We start from the raw sequence: 15,876 nt of genomic DNA, 5'->3' as shown, positions 1-15,876 counted from the left end.
TTTAAACTGACCACCTGTTCCGGCTGAAATTGACCACCCCGTTTCGGAGCAAACTGACCACCTGTTTCGGAGGAAACTGACCACCCTGTCAAGCAGAAAAATGCTGTAGAATCACCCATATTTTTGGCGGATACCAACCGTGGAAAGTATGGCTAATTCGACTATCAGCATGAATAAGATAAGACAGATCCTAAGGATGTACAGTCAAGGGCGCAGCAAGCTTTTTATTGCTGAGCAAACGGGCGTTTCCCGCAATACGGCCAAGAAGTACATGGCTACTTTTGAAGCGAGCGGTCTGACTTTCGAGCAGATCAACGGCCTGAACGATAAAGAGCTGGACGAGTTTTTCGGTGCAGTTAGACAGATGCCGCCGCAGGATAGGCTGTTGAACTTACAGCGCTGTTTTCCCCGGATAGATAAAGAGCTCAAAAAAACCGGCGAGACACGTTATTCGCTCTGGGAGAGCTACAAAAAGGAATTCCCTGACGGTTTTGGCTATACCCAGTTCTGCTTCCACCTGGCTCAGTGGAAGGCCCGGGTAAATCCTGTTATGCACCAGGACCATAAAGCGGGCGATAAATTCTATATCGATTTTGCCGGTGTAAAGCTGAGCTTCGTAAACAGGGAGACTGGCGAAGTAATTGAGGTTGAAGTCTTTATTGCCATCCTGGGCGCCAGCCAGCTCACCTATGTGGAAGCGGTCATGAGCCAGCAAAAAGAAGATCTGATCCTGGCTTGTGAGAATGCTTTTCGTTACATCGGTGGCGTTCCGGCAGCCGTAGTCCCGGATAATCTCAAGGCGGCCGTCACCAAAAGCAACCGGTATGAACCTACCCTGAACGAGACTTTTGAGGACTTTGCCAACCATTACGGGACCACCATATTACCCACCAGGGCTTACCGGCCACGCGATAAGGCGTTGGTCGAAGGGGCTGTTAAAATCGTTTACAGCCGGATCTATGCGCCTTTAAGAAAGCAGGTTTTTAACTCACTATCCGAGCTAAACGCAGCCATATGGGCGGCCCTGGAAGTCCATAATAATCAGCTCCTACGCGGTCGCAATTACAGCCGCAGGCTTCAGTTCGAAGAGATCGAGCGAGGCGCACTCTCTCCGCTGCCGCTGCTCCGCTACGAGTTCAAAAAGCAGTCACATGCGACCGTGATGAAAAACGGGCACGTGAACCTGAGCATCGACAAGCACTATTACAGCGTCCCGTACCGGTTCATCGGCAAGAAGGTCAAATTGCTGTTCTCGGGCACGTTGGTCGAGATTTACTACCGTTATGAGCGCATAGCCCTGCATCAGCGTGTCAAAAGCCCCTACAATTACTCGACCGATAAAGAGCACCTGGCCAGCACGCACCGCTTTTTGACCGAATGGACCCCGGATAAGTTCGTCGAATGGGCTTCTTCGATCCACGATGACGTAAGGCTTTATATCCTTAAAATACTGGACCGTAAGCAGCATCCCGAGCAGGCCTACCGCTCTTGCATCGGCATCTTGTCCTTCGCAAAAAAGGCCGGCGAACAACGGCTGATCAGCGCATGCCAGCGCGCGTTGAGCTATGGTATTTATAACTACAAAATCATCCAGATGATATTGGAAAAGAAGATGGACCAGTACGAGGACAGCCTGTTCGCCGACGAGCTGCCGATGCCTAACCACGACAATATCAGGGGTGAAGAATATTATCAGTAACCTTTTAAACAATCTATACAATGAACAATGACACCTTGGAGAAGCTGCGCAAGCTTAAATTTTATGGCATGTTCCATGCCTTCAAAACCAGCCTGGAAAGCGGAAAAACCAATGATTATACGGCAGATGAGCTATTAGGGTACCTTGTGGACGCCGAGTGGGACGATCGCAACAACCGCCGCGTAGAGCGGCAGATCTACCAGGCCCGGTTCCGTTATAAGGCCGTCGTCGAAAATATCCATTACCATGCCGATCGCAGTCTGGACCGTAACCAGGTCATGCGCCTGGCTGATTGCTCTTTTATCACCCGCAATGAGAACCTGCTGATCACCGGCAGCACCGGGATCGGCAAAAGCTATGTGGCAACTGCCATCGGCCATCAAGCCTGCATCCAGGGGTACCGCGTACTTTACGCGAGTACCCCAAAACTGTTCGCCCGCTTGAAAATGGCCAAGGCTGACGGCTCTTATATCAAGGAAATCGCCAGGATCGAACGGCAGCACCTGTTGGTGCTCGATGACTTCGGTATCCAGCCCTTCGATGCACAGAGCAGGGCCGCCCTGATGGAGATCATCGAAGACCGGCACGGAAAAGCATCGTTGATTATTACTTCGCAGTTGCCCGTCAGCAAATGGCATGAAGTGATCGGAGAAAAAACCATTGCCGACGCTATCCTGGACCGCATTGTTCACGACGCGCACCGCATAGAACTGAGAGGGGAATCGATGAGAAGAAAGAAAAAAATAGAGCCCGAAAACAGCTACCAATAATACGACCTTAATTAACTAATTTTGAAACTGCTTCTGCAGCTTTTTTCTGCTACCGGCCGCCAGACAATTAGGTGGTCAATTTGCCACGGAATCAGGTGGTCAACTTCTCCGAAATACCCAATTTGAGCCCTTCAATCGCGAACAAATCACTTTGTCCTATCTGAATTTTTGATTGCATGCCAACTCTGCTATTGATAATCATTTGGCGGACCAACCACATGCACAATAGCTTATCCTAAACTGAGGATAAAACCCACTCGACATTAGAAATTCCGTGCTTGAATTTGTTAAACACCTCAACACACAAATTAGCGCAGTTTCATCCACAGTGATAGGGTGAAAACTTGTCAATTATGTATGTAAAACTTATCCAATTCCCGTTTTTGATAACATTTATGTCGTACAGCAGCATTACTAGTCTTCAGAATGGCTGGCTAAAAGGTCTACGGTCATACAAGGAAATGTGGACCGCCGGGGTGGTTACTGCTGAAATGCTCAAAACCGCATATGAAGCCAACTTTTGCGAATCCGACGAGGGCCTTAGTAAGAGAGAAAAACTACTGAGGTTAAAGGAACGGTTATTAAACGATTTTGAAACGTCGGTCCAGAGAAAGCCTATGCGAGCACAAGACAAAGTGTCCGCCTTTGAAAGAATGATCGCTGAGGTAAATGAAAAACTTGAATTGATGAAGACCATCGATGAGATAGACAAGGAAGTGTTCAACAATCGCGTGCTCGTTCGAAAAAGGCGAAATCGACCTTCTGAAATATTTAACCGTGTAGTCACGCATCGGATAACTGAAATACTCCCGGTTTGCTGGACAGCCGACGGATGAAATTAAGTTTAATTAGGATGCTTTTGCATTGATCTGGAAAAACAATTCATCGGGAATGTACCCGGTTCCTGTGTGTTTGCGTCGACGGTTGTAAAATTCCACATATGCTTTTACTCCCCGATACAAATCCATCCCGCCATTTGGAGGATTTAAGTATATGTACTCTTGTTTGAGCGACCTCCAAAATCTTTCGATGAAAACATTGTCTAGGGCCCGTCCTTTTCCGTCCATAGAAATTTGTATCCCTTTCTCTAAGAGCGGCTTAATAAAACCCTGACTTGTGAATTGGCTACCCTGGTCGGTATTGAATATTTCGGGCTTTCCCTGTGTACGGATCGTATCCAAAAGCGTTTCCCGGCACCATTCCATACTCATTGTATTGGAGATACTCCATCCCACAATTCGACGGCTGTAAACGTCAATAATGGCGAACATGTACATAAATCCTCTGAACATTGGAATATAAGATATATCGGCTTGCCAGACCTGATTGGGGCGCTCAATCTTCAACCCCTTCAGCAAATATGGATATTTGTAATCTGTTGGTTTGGATTTGCTTAGATTGCGCTTGGGATAAATTGTGCGCAAATTCATAAGTCTATAAAGTCTTCTCACCCGCTTCACACCAACAGGATATCCCAGTCCGATCAGGTAATCACGCATGCGTTCTACGCCATAAAACGGGCACTCTAGAAACTGGCGATCAATGGCCTTCATCAATCGCTGGTTTAACAGAGACTGACCTCTCGGCTTAAAGTAATAGCTACTACGCTGTAAACCAATCAATTTGCACTGTGCCGAGACGCTTAGCTCAGGGTACTCAGGGGAAACAAGTCCGCGTTTCTCCATAACACTCATTTCCCCAAGACCTTTTTTAAAAAATCGACTTGGACTTGAAGTTCACCGATTTTAGAATACAATTCCTTCTCTTTTGTGTTTTCGGATTCATTACCAGTGGTGGGTGCCTCTTTACTGAAAACTAATTCAGCCTTTTCCAGAAACTCTCGCTTCCAGGCAGCTATCTGTGTTGGATGAATCTCGTACTTGGAGGCCAATTCCTGCACGGTCTGAACCTCTTTAATCGCTTCAATAGCCACTTTGGCTTTGAAGCTCGCACTGAATTTTCTACGTTCCTTTTTCATAGTCAGCTACTAAGTTAGAAATTTAAGCAGCTGTCCAGATTTCTGGGAGTATTATAAACCATTCGCTTTCAAATAACCGAATCTCGTAAGAATAAGTCGGGCTATTGTTCGATTCAATGCCGGGTTAGCGTAAATGGGGTTCCCGCGACGGCTTTTTCTACCGGACCAAGGGCTAGGCCAGAAACATGGGATAACAAACTGCAGGTAGTTTTAGGCGATGAGCAGACGACCCAAAAATTAATCAGCATTCGGAACGGACTCGACTCTGTTTATCAAGAATTTCGTCGTCGAGGCCGTATTCCAGAACCCGAAGAAGTTATTGCCCATTACTTTGACCATGAGCTGGAGTATAACAAAAAATGGACAGTCGAGGCCCTTTGCGACTCTACGATATGGATAAAAATGGAGTTGCAGCATTTTTCGAAGACTATGGAGACTTGCACGGTAGTTTGAAGAAGTTGCTTAATCAACTCAAACCGTTCAGAGCCGAAATAGCCATCTGCAAGTCGCCGTGAATGTGAAAGCCACCAGAAAACACAAATGCACCAGCTATAAACCATACATTTGTGTGCAAAAAGAGTGCCATTTGTGCGCCCTACGGGACAAAAGTCGAACCATTTGCTGGAAGATTTGAGGAGGTTAGCAGCATTGTTTGATCGGAATTAATACGACTCAGCGTCTAAGGAACTAGCCCTAGATTAGAGGCAATCAAATTTCAGGTACCCGCCCGATGAACGGTGGTTGCGCCTATGTAGTCTCGTATAGTACTCTTCCGCAGTGTAAGTAATTGATCCATCAACCGACGCTATATGCTTACCCATTTCCGATAAATATTGCTTTTACTATCGCAAGGTTACAAACAATGCCCGAATAAATCATTCCCCCCCCGCTCCGTCCGAATTGCTCCGGAATGTTTTACAATTGCCACGGCACCCGCGGCGCGTCTTGTTCCTAGTAATGACGAATTTTATTTTTTGGGCACCACGAATGGCTACTTGCACATCCAAACAGAACACCTCTCCGATGCTTCCACCGAATGCAGTTTTATCTGTTTTGCAGGCTGTCGACAGGGTTTTGCAGGGCTGCCCTTACCGCCTGATGGCTGGTTGTCAGGAATGCCGCCACCAAGGTTATAAGCAGCCCCCAAATAAAAACACCAGGGCCAAGCTCGATCTTGAATTTGAAGCCGTTGAGCCATTTCTGCATTGCCCACCACACCACGGGAGCTGCTATAAGAAATGCTGCTACAATTAAGTGTACCAACTCTTTGCCGAAAATCCAGACGATTTGCCCGACTGTGCTTCCTAAAACTTTACGGATCCCTATCTCCTGTTTTTTTCGGGCAGTCATAAATGATATCAGGCCATAAAGACCCAAGCAACCGAGCACTGTAGCCAATGCGGCAAAGACCAGGACAAGTTTGAGCATAAGCATTTCCGTTTTGTAAAAGCCGGCCAAATCATCATCCAAAAACGCATACTCAAACAAGCTCTCCGGGTGGTTCGTACGCCAAATTCTTTCAAGTGAATTTAATATTCCTTCCAAATCCTGTGTCTTGGCTTTTATAGCATAAGCCATATACAGGTCTGGCGCAGCGAATATGGCGACAGGGTTAATGTCATTGTGAAAAGACAAGTCGTGGAAGTCCCGGATAACTCCTACGATTAACCCTTTGTTTTCATTGATGTCCAGTGTTTTTCCCAGCACTTTTTCAGGGGAGGCAAGATTTAATTTCTTTACGAATGCCTCATTGACAATAAATTCCTGTATTGAGTCGGACATCGACATGTTTCGACCTGCTAACAACATCAGCCCAAAAGTCTGGATAAAATCGGCGTCGGCAGCTTTAACGGATACCTGGAATGGTTCCCCGACAGGGTCGTTGTTATAGTAAGGAGTGGTGGTCCAATTATGATCATCGGAGGCGGGCGGGGCGTAGCATAGTGTTACATTTTCGACACCATTAATTTGTTCCATTTGAATTTTTACAGTCTTCGCTTTTTGATAGCCGGAGGCGATCGGTAGCGTTATAATGGCATCCCTATTAAAACCAAGGTCAGATTTTCGGATATACTGCATTTGGCGGGTGACGACCATCATTGACATAATAAGTACCTGCACTAGTAGAATCTGTGTAATGATCAGGACTCGCCGGATGTCTAAACCATGCATGTTTTGAGGGGATGTATTTCCTTTCAACGCGATGATAGGCTGGAACCCGCTGGTAATTATACCTGGGTACGAGCCTGCCATCAACGTTATCAGCACGACAAGCAATAAGGCAAAGCCCGCCAATTGGGGATTAACGATCATACTAAGGCTGAGAGGTATTTCAAACCAGTTCCTTACTTGCGGGAGAAGCATAACTGTCAACCCCGTAGCGACACCGAATGCGATGATCGTCATGAGTGCTGTTTCCGTAATGAATTGTCCGAATAACTGGCTACGCGATCCTCCCATAGCTTTTCTGATCCCCACTTCCTTTGTCCGCTTGACTGCCTGTGCAGTCGCCAGGTTTATAAAGTTTACACAGCCTGTGGCAATCAGAAATATGCCGATTAGGGTAAGTATCCATAGGTTCTTTTTCTCCATTTCCCCGCCATATCTTGCGTCGAAATGAAACTTCGAGAGGGGCTGAAGCTTGTAATGATGGACACTTTTGGAATCCTGCCTGAATTTGGATGCATAACTTTGCAAGGCTTGCTCAACTATACCCGGATCGACCTGCGGACGTAGCCGGACATAGCACTTCATCGCGTCGCTGATACCGTTCCAGGAGTCCTCACCGGCCAGCCAGTTGTTCTGTTGCCCTAATGTATTATAGGACACGAAAATTTCGGTTTTCTGGTGGCTGTTTAAGGGCAGGTCTTTCAGAATTCCAGTGATTTGGACGGAAATGTTACGGCCAAACCGAATTCTTTTGTTAATCGGATTATCATTCCCAAAATACTTTTCCGCAAGCCGCCGGGTAATCACCGCTGTATTAGGTTCGGAAAGTGCCAGTTCCGGGTTGCCGCTCTCGAAGGGGAAATTAAATATTGCAAAGTAGGTATGTTCTGCAAATGCAAACCCGCCCGGTTCTTTGTAAAGATTCTTTTGCGTGCCGTTTTCGACGGTGACTTGCGCGTCTTCAAATGTGGCCGTCCGGGCAACCAGTTCAGCAAAATCGTAATCCCGCCGGAAAGCTTTTCCAAGTGGCGCCGGCACACCAGGTTCATAGGTGATAATGTCACCGTGCCTCTCTGTGACGATCCGGTAAATATTTGCCGCATTGCTATGAAAATTGTCGAAGCTTAGGTGGTAGCTGACCACCATGTAAATAATCAGCGCACAAGTAATGCCCAGGGAAAGTCCGAAAACGTTCAGGGCCGCATACAACTTGTTTTGCAGCAGGGAGCGAACCGCTACCATTAGATAGTTTCGAACCATTACTCGGCCAAAGTAATTTCCAAGACCCCTGATTTCGCATGTTCTCCATATTTCCTGACTCCGTCAGGGCCGTCGAGCATGACCAGATTGTATTTCTTCTCTTGGAGTTTGATCATCTGGTTTTGCTCTACGGAGGCACCATCGACGATCAGATAATGCACTTGATCGAGAAGGGAAAATTTACCACTGCCTGTAAACTTATTGGTGCCTACATCCACGTTAACGTGATCTCCGAAAAAATACAGCTTCCCGTCGGCTGACCAAAGAAGTTTCGATGCGTAGAATGAGCCCGACACCGAAGCCGGAATTCGCTTTGCAACCGGCTCAACGTTCGCCGGTTTTGTTTTCATAACAGGGCTGATTATCGGGCGGTGGTTTTCAAATGTGTTCGGCAAATTTGTCGACAAGCCCGCGGAGTCAACAGCCAGGCTAGTTATCACTATTCCGGCCAAAGTGCTGAGATTTTTCATTGGTTCTGATTTTTTTGTTTTTTCAACTATGATGGAATTTTCCGAAATGGTTGCAGGAATCGGGCCGGAAAATTTGCTGTTAGTTGAATCAGATACCTGATATTTTAGAGAGGGAACGTCTTGTCTGCCTGTGTCGACAACTGTACCTGGGCCTCCCGTCAAAAACACCGCCGCAGCAACCGTGATAACGCCGGTTTTTACATAAGTTGCGTAAGTGATGCCAGAAGTCTTGAGTATCGGGACAACCGTGCCGGCGCCACTTGTACCAGGTTGTAATTTCTTTCGGGGGGGAATGGCAAGGCTATTTAGCTTTTCCGCAAACATAGAATCAACGGGGCGAATTCCGCAGGAAAGCATTAACCAACCCATTGCCTGTTTCCGCTTCGTGTCGTTTTTGAGTTTATCCGCGAGAAGTTCCCGGAGTTTTTTTCGGGCGCGCGCCAAATGCGATTTTGACGTTCCTTCGCTGATACCGAGACTTGCAGCAATTTGAGCATGCGTAAAATGGTCGATCACATACAGATTAAATACAAGTCTGTGATGTTCCGGCAGATTCGCTATGACCTCCAGTAGCTCGGCCTCTGAAAAACTGCCGTCATTGTTGCCGGGGTTTTCCTCCGGAATTTCATCTGCAACGCTGCCATAGGCATGAACCAGCTCCCATTTTTCTTGTCTCCTTTGCTCACGTAAGTGTTGTAAGGCCACATTGACCACGATTCGCCTCAGCCATGCCTCAAACGGCCCCTTGTTTTCGAAACTCGCCGCCTTGTCGATCGCAACCAGAAAGGCATCATGTGCCAGATCCTCGGCTATCTGCCGGTTTTGCGTATAACGACAGCAAACACCGATCATTTTAGCGATGTTCTGTCTGTAAGCAGCTTCCCAAAAACTATCCGACATTTTCTTACATGATTGAAACTGTGCTTTTCAATGATGCTTTTTTTCAAATGGTTGCAGTTAAGATAAGAAATTATGTTTCTCACGTCACCCGATGTACAATGAGGACATCCTGCATAGAGAATGATTCGTGAAATCCCGCCATCACATTGCATCTTGACAAGCAATACTTGTCGGGCCGATTCGTACTTGATTGAACAAAGGAAGTATCCCCATCGGATCAATCAGAATTCCCGGGGATATAACTAAATTACCTTAAATTATCGGCATTTTGGTAGTTGCCCCTCTTTTGGTTCTTTGTTCGGCCTTAGTTTAATGGCTTTGAAGCGCGGGGAGAATGCTGTATCGTCAACAAAATTTAAAGAAATTCGTCGTCGTGCAATTCTCTTTGTTTGATGTCATCGTATTAATTGGGATTCTTCAAGGTGTAATTGCAAGTATCCAACTCTTTCATAATAATCGGCGAAGCTCGGACAAGTTGCTGGCTTGGATTTTAGTTATCACAGTCTTACTAAACTGTAAGATATTGCTACATACACTGGGCCTCTGGAATACTCGTCTTTTTCGTTATTTCCCGTTGGCTATCGACCTGACTATCCAACCGCTGTTGTATTTGTACGTAGTTTCTGTTACCGGGTCCTTATCGAAACTCCGGCGACCAGCCATACTCCACCTTTTGCCTTCTTTCCTGCTAATGGGCCACGCTCTACTTGTCTACGTGCGCGTGCTGCCGCTTGACGACTTCTCGGAGAAAAGTAAGGTGGCTGCCGCTTTTGCCTATAACGCTGTCAAAGAAATTGAAGACTATTTGTCTGTTCTCTCCTTCGGGATTTATTTATTTCTCAGTATCAGTCGTTTGCGAATGTATCGATCCTGGCTGTATGATACGATATCTGATAGCTCATACCCGACTTATGGCTGGTTGAGAAATCTGCTGCTGCTAATAGGTGGATTAACTGTACTATTACTCGCCAACATCACGCTGGATTACGGGACCGACTACGGGCAAACCAATTTCTTCCATTGGCAGTTGTTTTACTTTCTGATGACTGTGATCATCTATTACATCGGTTTTCAGGCAAGCAAACAAACGAATCTGCCTATACAGGCAACCGTCACAGTCAATAAGGCAGACCAGATCGCACCGGTGTCGCCGGAAAAACTTCCGCAGATCCGCATGGGGATTGAAGCGTTATTGGAGAAAGAGAGGATATATCGAAATCCAACGCTTACGCTGACAGAGATGGCCCGGCGATTGGACGTTTCGCCCAATGCGCTGTCTTTCACTATCAGCACGTCTTACGAAAAGAGCTTTCGCGACCTGATCAATGAATACCGGGTAGAGGAAGTAAAAGAGAAGCTCGTTACCGGTCGTTTATCCCATCTGTCGATCCTCGGAATTGCGTTGGATTCGGGCTTCAATTCCGAAGCGAGTTTCTACCGGGTGTTTAAGAAACACACCAATTGCTCTCCGAAAGAGTTTCAGGAGCAACACCGCTGAGCTCTCACCTCACATTTTGCTGGAACAAAACGATTTCTGATGACCTCTCAAAATTCACTTTGAGAGGTTTCCTGGCACTTTGTTGCCTTGTTTTACAGAAATCCGGCGAGTGCGTGCTTGCCAGAGCAGCAAATCTTTTTACCGTCTTCGTTATGAACAAGCTATTTTACGTCTCGCTATTCAAACTACTAAGTGGCGGCCTTCACAATGAAGGCAGCCACACCGGAAAAGTCAGCAATAAGGAGGCCGGTCGTGTCATAATGGCCATTGTGGCGCACCCGGATGATGAGCTATTGATGGGGACCTTATTGAGCCACTATGCTACCCGGGGAGTGAAGGTGCACATTGTAATAGCAACAAATGGAGCTTTGGGACAAACAGATTTTTATAAAGTCCCCGAAGACAAAACACTAGTGGAGATCAGACGGGACGAAATGTCTTGTTCCTGCAATGCCCTGGGGCTTGAAAAACCAATACTGTTAGGTCTTCCGGATCAGCTATTGGCAAGCGAGGGTAAGTTACAGAGCCAAATTGACCTGCTACGATACAAAATTGACTCGCTATTTCAATTTTATCAGCCCGACGCCGTGCTCACATTTGGAGCCGCAGGTATGACCGGGCATCCAGACCATCGTTTAATAGGAAATATTGTAACCGAAGTATTTGAATCCAGGTCCTGGCCGTGGAAGCCGAAACTGTTCTATCCGGCCCTTCCAACAGGAAGCATCAACGAAAAGAGCTGGGCGACTTATTTAACCGTTGATTCATCACACCACACCGTGCATATCAGCCTGGATAGCATCGATTACGTGAGATTGGGACAAGCCTACCAATGTCATAAAAGCCAGTATAGGGAATCTGTAAGAATCAAGCTCCCCATTTTTATGAAAAGTGTTCAGAAAGGGCAGGTTATGCTCCGTCCGTTCTCGTCGACAGAGCCGTTGAAAAATTCGTTGTTTTAAACCTTTTATCCCAACCGGCCATGAAGAAGACTGCTTTTATTCTTGTATTTCTGTTCATCTTACAGGAAGCTTTTTCACAATATCAGAAAGTGAACATTCCGGCAGATTCCACACTCAGAAGGCTCATGCAAGAATATAAGGTCCCGGCATTGGCGATTGGAGTGATCGAGAATAGCCAGGTTTCCCAGACAAAAGTGTTAGGCGAACTGAAAAAGGGAACGCCGGCCCCTCCAAATGCTATTTTTCAGGTGGCCTCGCTGACCAAGCCTGTTACCGAAATGGCGACTTTACGACTGGTCAGCAAGGGGCTATGGGATCTGGATGAACCACTGTTCCATTATTGGACAGATCCTCAGGTAGCCGATGACCCACGTCATCAACGATTAACAACCAGGCACGTTATCTCACATCAAACGGGATTTGTGAATTGGCGATGGTTACACAAGAGCCGGCAAGCTGACCTTCGATTTTGAACCAGGAACGCAAACGCAATATTCCGGAGAAGGACTTGAATATTTGAAACATGCGTTGGTAAAAAAGTTCAAGTTGCCGTTCGAGGAAATCGTCGGGAAATATCTTCTCAAACCCGACAAGATGATCGACACCCGATTTTACTGGGATAAAAACATGGACGAGGGCCGGTTTGCGGTAGCACACGACCGTAATGGAGAACCGCTCCCGATTAAAAAGTATACGCAATCGTCTGCCGCAGATTTGCTAATGACCACTATCGCCGACTATACCCGATTTGGAGCCAACGTATTGAATAAAAATGGATTAAGTGATCATGTGTATCGCGAAATGGTCACGTTTCAAGATCAAAAGCAGACATACGGATTGGGATGGCAGCTCTTTAAAGAGCTGAAAAACGATGAATTTGCGATAATGCATTCCGGGGCCGATCCCGGCGTGCGGACCATTATCATACTATTGCCAAAGTCGCAGAGAGGGATCGTAATATTCACCAACAGCGATACCGGCATGTCTTTGATTAAAAATATTCTGAGCCGGTCACTTGATCTGGGTGATGAAATAATTGAGCGTGCGAAATAACTGTCTTTATCTTTTTGGCTTTGTAGTAAAGCCGGTACCTACAATTCAATCGCATCGGTTTCTATACTTAGAATCCGAATGGGAACACTCTTGCCCTTTTAGTACGATTGTCGCTATTTCGCTGGTAGGAAAATGTCCTTCAATATATGCCATGACCCAGAAACTGACATGGAACGCAGCCACGCTTAACATCGGAAAGCGGGCCGCGAACCTCCTGGACGCAATGGTGTAAAGTGAAGCTTTTTAACATCCATTTTTACCGTACCGTAATTATCTCGAAGTCCTCAAAAATCAGTTCTCATTGCGGATGGCCTCAAGCGCTTTTATCCCACCTTTGTTATCGGGATTGAGCTTGATTGACTTTTCGTACATCATAGCTGCTTCTTGCTTGTTACCCTTCACCAGGAGTGCTTCGCCGTAGCTGTCGTAGGCGTTCCAACTTGTTGGAAATAAGTCAATGTTGAGTTTAAATGTTGCCAAAGCCTCACCGTACTTATGTGATTCGGGCAAATGATAAGGATTGCTATTTCCTAAAAAAGCATATCCTAACTCATTCACCTCCTGTTCGCTCAGATAATAATTTAGTGTGTCTTTTTTCAGCCTGGTTAGTTCATTTCGGGCTTCGGTCGAACCTTGTTTCAAGAGAGTTTGCCCATAAAGGTGCGCAAGGCTTTTTTTAGGCAATTCAACGTGCTGACCATTCAATATCTTCAATAATTTGGTGCCAACTTCGTGGGCATTGAAATGAGTATTGTCGAAGAGAATGACCGTTTGGCGCCTGGTTAGGTTACGCATCATAACACAGCTTAGGCTGATAGCCGCTCCACTATGGTAAACAACCTGACCCATACTGGTATCGGACTCTACTTCCCAACCAAGACCAAAAAGGTCTGGATGCGGCTTCCCGTCGGTCAAAAGTACCGGTTGGTGGGCTTCCCGTAAGGTATTCGCCTTGAGCAACCGGTTTTCATCCAGGGCTTTGTCATATAGCAGAATATCCTCAATCGTGCTGATGTAATCGCCGAATCCGGTCAGGGCAAATGCTTTCCAATAATTTCTGATATAGGGAACTGTATTGGAACGCGTCGGCATGTCATCGTAGGCCCGCAGATAAATATGTGGGTAGGCGAAGTTAGCTATGGTATCTGTGTTGAATTGTTGAGCTAGTGGCATAAACCGTGTGTGTTTCATACCGGCAGGTTCTAGCACGTAACGCTGAATGTAATCAGCATAAGGGAGTCCTGATAGGCGTTCGAGGAGTAAGGCTAAAACAATGTAGTTAACGTTGTCGTAGTTGCCTTTTTCGCCCGGTGAATAGATCAATGGGTTCTTGCCCGAAGCCACGACGGGCAGAAAATCGGCATTGGTGAATACCTTGCTAGAATCTTTTGCCCGGAGCGGGTTCAGGTATGCATTATAAGGGGGTAATCCTGATGTGTGCGACAGCAGGTGCCGAACGGTGATTTGCGCGTATGGAAAACTGGGCAAATAGGTCGCAACGGGAAGATTGATGTCCAACTTACCCTGTTCCATCAGTTGCAGAATACCGATTGCGGTCATGGTTTTGGAAAGGGAGGCAATCGGAAAGGAGATGGCCTGCGTGTTTGGAACTCTCTTTGAAAAAACAGCATATCCAGCCGACTTCCGGTACACTGTTTTTCCTTCTTCCGCTACGAGAATAGAACCACTGAACTGTTTGTTTTCGATCAGTTTGGTGACGAACCGGTCAAGCCGCTGAGCCGTGGTTTGCGCGGAAGCGGGTGCCATTACCAGTGCGATGAAGAATGCAACTACAAAGACTCTTGAAATGCGTAACATTTCTTCTAAGTAAAAATGTGAGAGAACCATATCCCCTTAAAGACAGGGTAGAAAGCTATTTGTTGCATCGATCATAAGGAAATTGCTATTCTGTTGTTGTTTTTGTTTATCGTATGGATATCTTTTGTGCAATATCTGTTTGAGTTATAGATCAATGAAACTTGGTGAAATTAAAGTCGTCGTCAATTTTCACAGGCTCATTTATTGATTCGGCGGGATTCCCAAAGTGAAGAAACCTGAGGTGGTTCCGTTTGGGTTTACATTTTTGCGGGTTAGTAAATATTTAAAGTCTCAATTCTCATCCAGTTTGCCGATAATATTCAGCCTCAAAGGAAGCCGGATTCAGATAGTTTAAAGAGGAATGGAGTCGCCTAGTATTATAGTATCCATCGATGTATTCGAATAGGGCGGTTGAGGTTCAGCGCCTTCATTTTGAAATAGCATCCTTCACAAACTACTCTGATTTTTGCAAATTCCATTGCATTATCGTTCCAGCCGTCTTCTGCAACTCTAACAACCTCACATTCGTTGCACCATGCCTGAAAGTCGTCTTCATCCGATAGCTCCATTCCTTCATAAGTTTCAAAGGATTCTTCGAAACCAACTCTGGTAGTGAAATTCAGATGCTGGCACACAAACGCCACTCTTCTGTATTCGTGATCGCCACATTCTATGTACTTGTCTTTGATGCTTTTAGCAGTTTCGTTGTCAACAAATTCTGTCATTACCAGAAAGACCTTCAATCCTTCTTCGTTGACAGGCCTGTAAGCACCAATTGCATTTGTTAGTTTGGCTGCAATAGCGGTGAACTCCCAGGCCTCAAATTCATCGCTTGAGAAACGGCCCTCCGTTAATTTGGCAAAATTATGCTCGGTCCCAAAATCCTTAACTTGCATAGTGGTTTCTTTGGCATTTCTTAACGTGTTTTCGTTGTGCCATGACCACATCCAGGTACCTGACTTGTGAGAGAAGCTTCCAACCTGAAAAAATTTGAAATTGAGCTCTGTTTCGCCGGTGGAAAAGGTCAGCAATCCCGTAGCTTGATTGTAAAACCAGTTTGCATACCCGTTAAGATCAAATTCGTCACTAAGTTGTTTCTGCAAAGCCGTTAACTTAACGATACATTCTTTTGCAAATGAGTCATAATCCATTGTCACTAAAATTCTGGCTTCCTAAAACGTGAACTGACCGGTGTACAAATCTTAAATAAGCTGACGATTCCGCGTAAACGGTAACGCATGGCTAGAAACAAATATAGGCATAGGCATCTCTAATACTCGTTTGTCGCAGGAATATTTA

The 15,876-nt window shown here is 46.0% G+C and carries 15 protein-coding genes; 8 read left to right on the top strand and 7 right to left on the bottom strand.

Features of this window, described 5'->3' with window-relative positions:
- Positions 1-169: 169 nt before the first annotated feature.
- From istA to ABV298_RS24670, 3 genes are all read left to right on the top strand, one after another.
- Positions 170-1,699, top strand: a complete 1,530-nt coding sequence (gene istA / locus ABV298_RS24680; protein WP_353718798.1) for an IS21 family transposase — start codon at positions 170-172, stop codon at positions 1,697-1,699.
- A gap of 20 nt (positions 1,700-1,719) precedes the next feature.
- A complete protein-coding gene (istB, locus tag ABV298_RS24675; protein ID WP_353718797.1) occupies positions 1,720-2,469 on the top strand; it encodes an IS21-like element helper ATPase IstB in 750 nt (249 codons plus the stop codon).
- A 353-nt stretch (positions 2,470-2,822) separates the two neighbouring features.
- Positions 2,823-3,305 (top strand): hypothetical protein, encoded by a 483-nt coding sequence (locus ABV298_RS24670; RefSeq protein WP_353718796.1) that lies wholly within the window; start codon positions 2,823-2,825, stop codon positions 3,303-3,305.
- Between the two features lie 12 nt (positions 3,306-3,317).
- On the opposite strand, the gene ABV298_RS24665 is transcribed toward ABV298_RS24670, so the two are convergent.
- The gene (locus ABV298_RS24665) at positions 3,318-4,154 is read right to left on the bottom strand and encodes an IS3 family transposase (RefSeq protein ID WP_353723250.1); all 837 of its coding nucleotides are present in this window, start codon (positions 4,152-4,154) and stop codon (positions 3,318-3,320) included.
- 5 nt (positions 4,155-4,159) lie between these two features.
- Complete coding sequence (locus tag ABV298_RS24660; RefSeq protein WP_353718731.1) at positions 4,160-4,447, bottom strand: transposase; 288 nt, start codon at positions 4,445-4,447, stop codon at positions 4,160-4,162.
- Between the two features lie 60 nt (positions 4,448-4,507).
- Between ABV298_RS24660 and ABV298_RS24655 the strand changes: the two genes are divergently transcribed.
- Complete coding sequence (locus ABV298_RS24655; protein WP_353723249.1) at positions 4,508-4,900, top strand: Arm DNA-binding domain-containing protein; 393 nt, start codon at positions 4,508-4,510, stop codon at positions 4,898-4,900.
- 591 nt (positions 4,901-5,491) lie between these two features.
- On the opposite strand, the gene ABV298_RS24650 is transcribed toward ABV298_RS24655, so the two are convergent.
- Together ABV298_RS24650 and ABV298_RS24645 are read right to left on the bottom strand one after the other, a co-directional pair.
- On the bottom strand, positions 5,492-7,858 hold the full coding sequence (locus ABV298_RS24650; protein ID WP_353718795.1) for an ABC transporter permease: 2,367 nt from the start codon (positions 7,856-7,858) through the stop codon (positions 5,492-5,494).
- Between the two features lie 17 nt (positions 7,859-7,875).
- On the bottom strand, positions 7,876-9,246 hold the full coding sequence (locus ABV298_RS24645; RefSeq protein ID WP_353718794.1) for an RNA polymerase sigma factor: 1,371 nt from the start codon (positions 9,244-9,246) through the stop codon (positions 7,876-7,878).
- A 523-nt stretch (positions 9,247-9,769) separates the two neighbouring features.
- Between ABV298_RS24645 and ABV298_RS24640 the strand changes: the two genes are divergently transcribed.
- The 4 genes from ABV298_RS24640 to ABV298_RS24625 are packed head-to-tail and all read left to right on the top strand — an operon-like array spanning position 9,770 to position 12,759.
- Positions 9,770-10,744: a helix-turn-helix domain-containing protein gene (locus ABV298_RS24640; protein WP_353718793.1), complete on the top strand. Its 975-nt coding sequence runs from the start codon at positions 9,770-9,772 to the stop codon at positions 10,742-10,744.
- Positions 10,708-11,706 carry a PIG-L family deacetylase gene (locus tag ABV298_RS24635; RefSeq protein ID WP_353718792.1) on the top strand — a complete coding sequence of 333 codons (999 nt, stop codon included), beginning with the start codon at positions 10,708-10,710 and terminating at the stop codon, positions 11,704-11,706. Before ABV298_RS24640 ends, ABV298_RS24635 begins: the two co-directional genes overlap by 37 nt.
- Positions 11,707-11,726: 20 nt before the next feature.
- A complete protein-coding gene (locus ABV298_RS24630; RefSeq protein WP_353718791.1) occupies positions 11,727-12,179 on the top strand; it encodes a serine hydrolase domain-containing protein in 453 nt (150 codons plus the stop codon).
- Positions 12,133-12,759, top strand: coding sequence for a serine hydrolase domain-containing protein (locus tag ABV298_RS24625; protein ID WP_353723248.1), 627 nt, complete (start codon positions 12,133-12,135; stop codon positions 12,757-12,759). Before ABV298_RS24630 ends, ABV298_RS24625 begins: the two co-directional genes overlap by 47 nt.
- Positions 12,760-13,050: 291 nt before the next feature.
- On the opposite strand, the gene ABV298_RS24620 is transcribed toward ABV298_RS24625, so the two are convergent.
- The 3 genes from ABV298_RS24620 to ABV298_RS24610 form a co-directional block, all read right to left on the bottom strand.
- Positions 13,051-14,577: a serine hydrolase gene (locus ABV298_RS24620; RefSeq protein WP_353718790.1), complete on the bottom strand. Its 1,527-nt coding sequence runs from the start codon at positions 14,575-14,577 to the stop codon at positions 13,051-13,053.
- A 298-nt stretch (positions 14,578-14,875) separates the two neighbouring features.
- A complete protein-coding gene (locus ABV298_RS24615; RefSeq protein ID WP_353723247.1) occupies positions 14,876-14,971 on the bottom strand; it encodes a hypothetical protein in 96 nt (31 codons plus the stop codon).
- Positions 14,955-15,728: a DUF6882 domain-containing protein gene (locus ABV298_RS24610; RefSeq protein ID WP_353718789.1), complete on the bottom strand. Its 774-nt coding sequence runs from the start codon at positions 15,726-15,728 to the stop codon at positions 14,955-14,957. Before ABV298_RS24610 ends, ABV298_RS24615 begins: the two co-directional genes overlap by 17 nt.
- Between the last annotated feature and the right edge of the window lie 148 nt (positions 15,729-15,876).

Source organism: Dyadobacter sp. 676 (assembly GCF_040448675.1).
Classification (GTDB): domain Bacteria; phylum Bacteroidota; class Bacteroidia; order Cytophagales; family Spirosomataceae; genus Dyadobacter.
The sequence above is the reverse complement of the archived record's forward strand: the minus strand, read 5'-3'. Positions and strand labels throughout refer to the sequence as shown.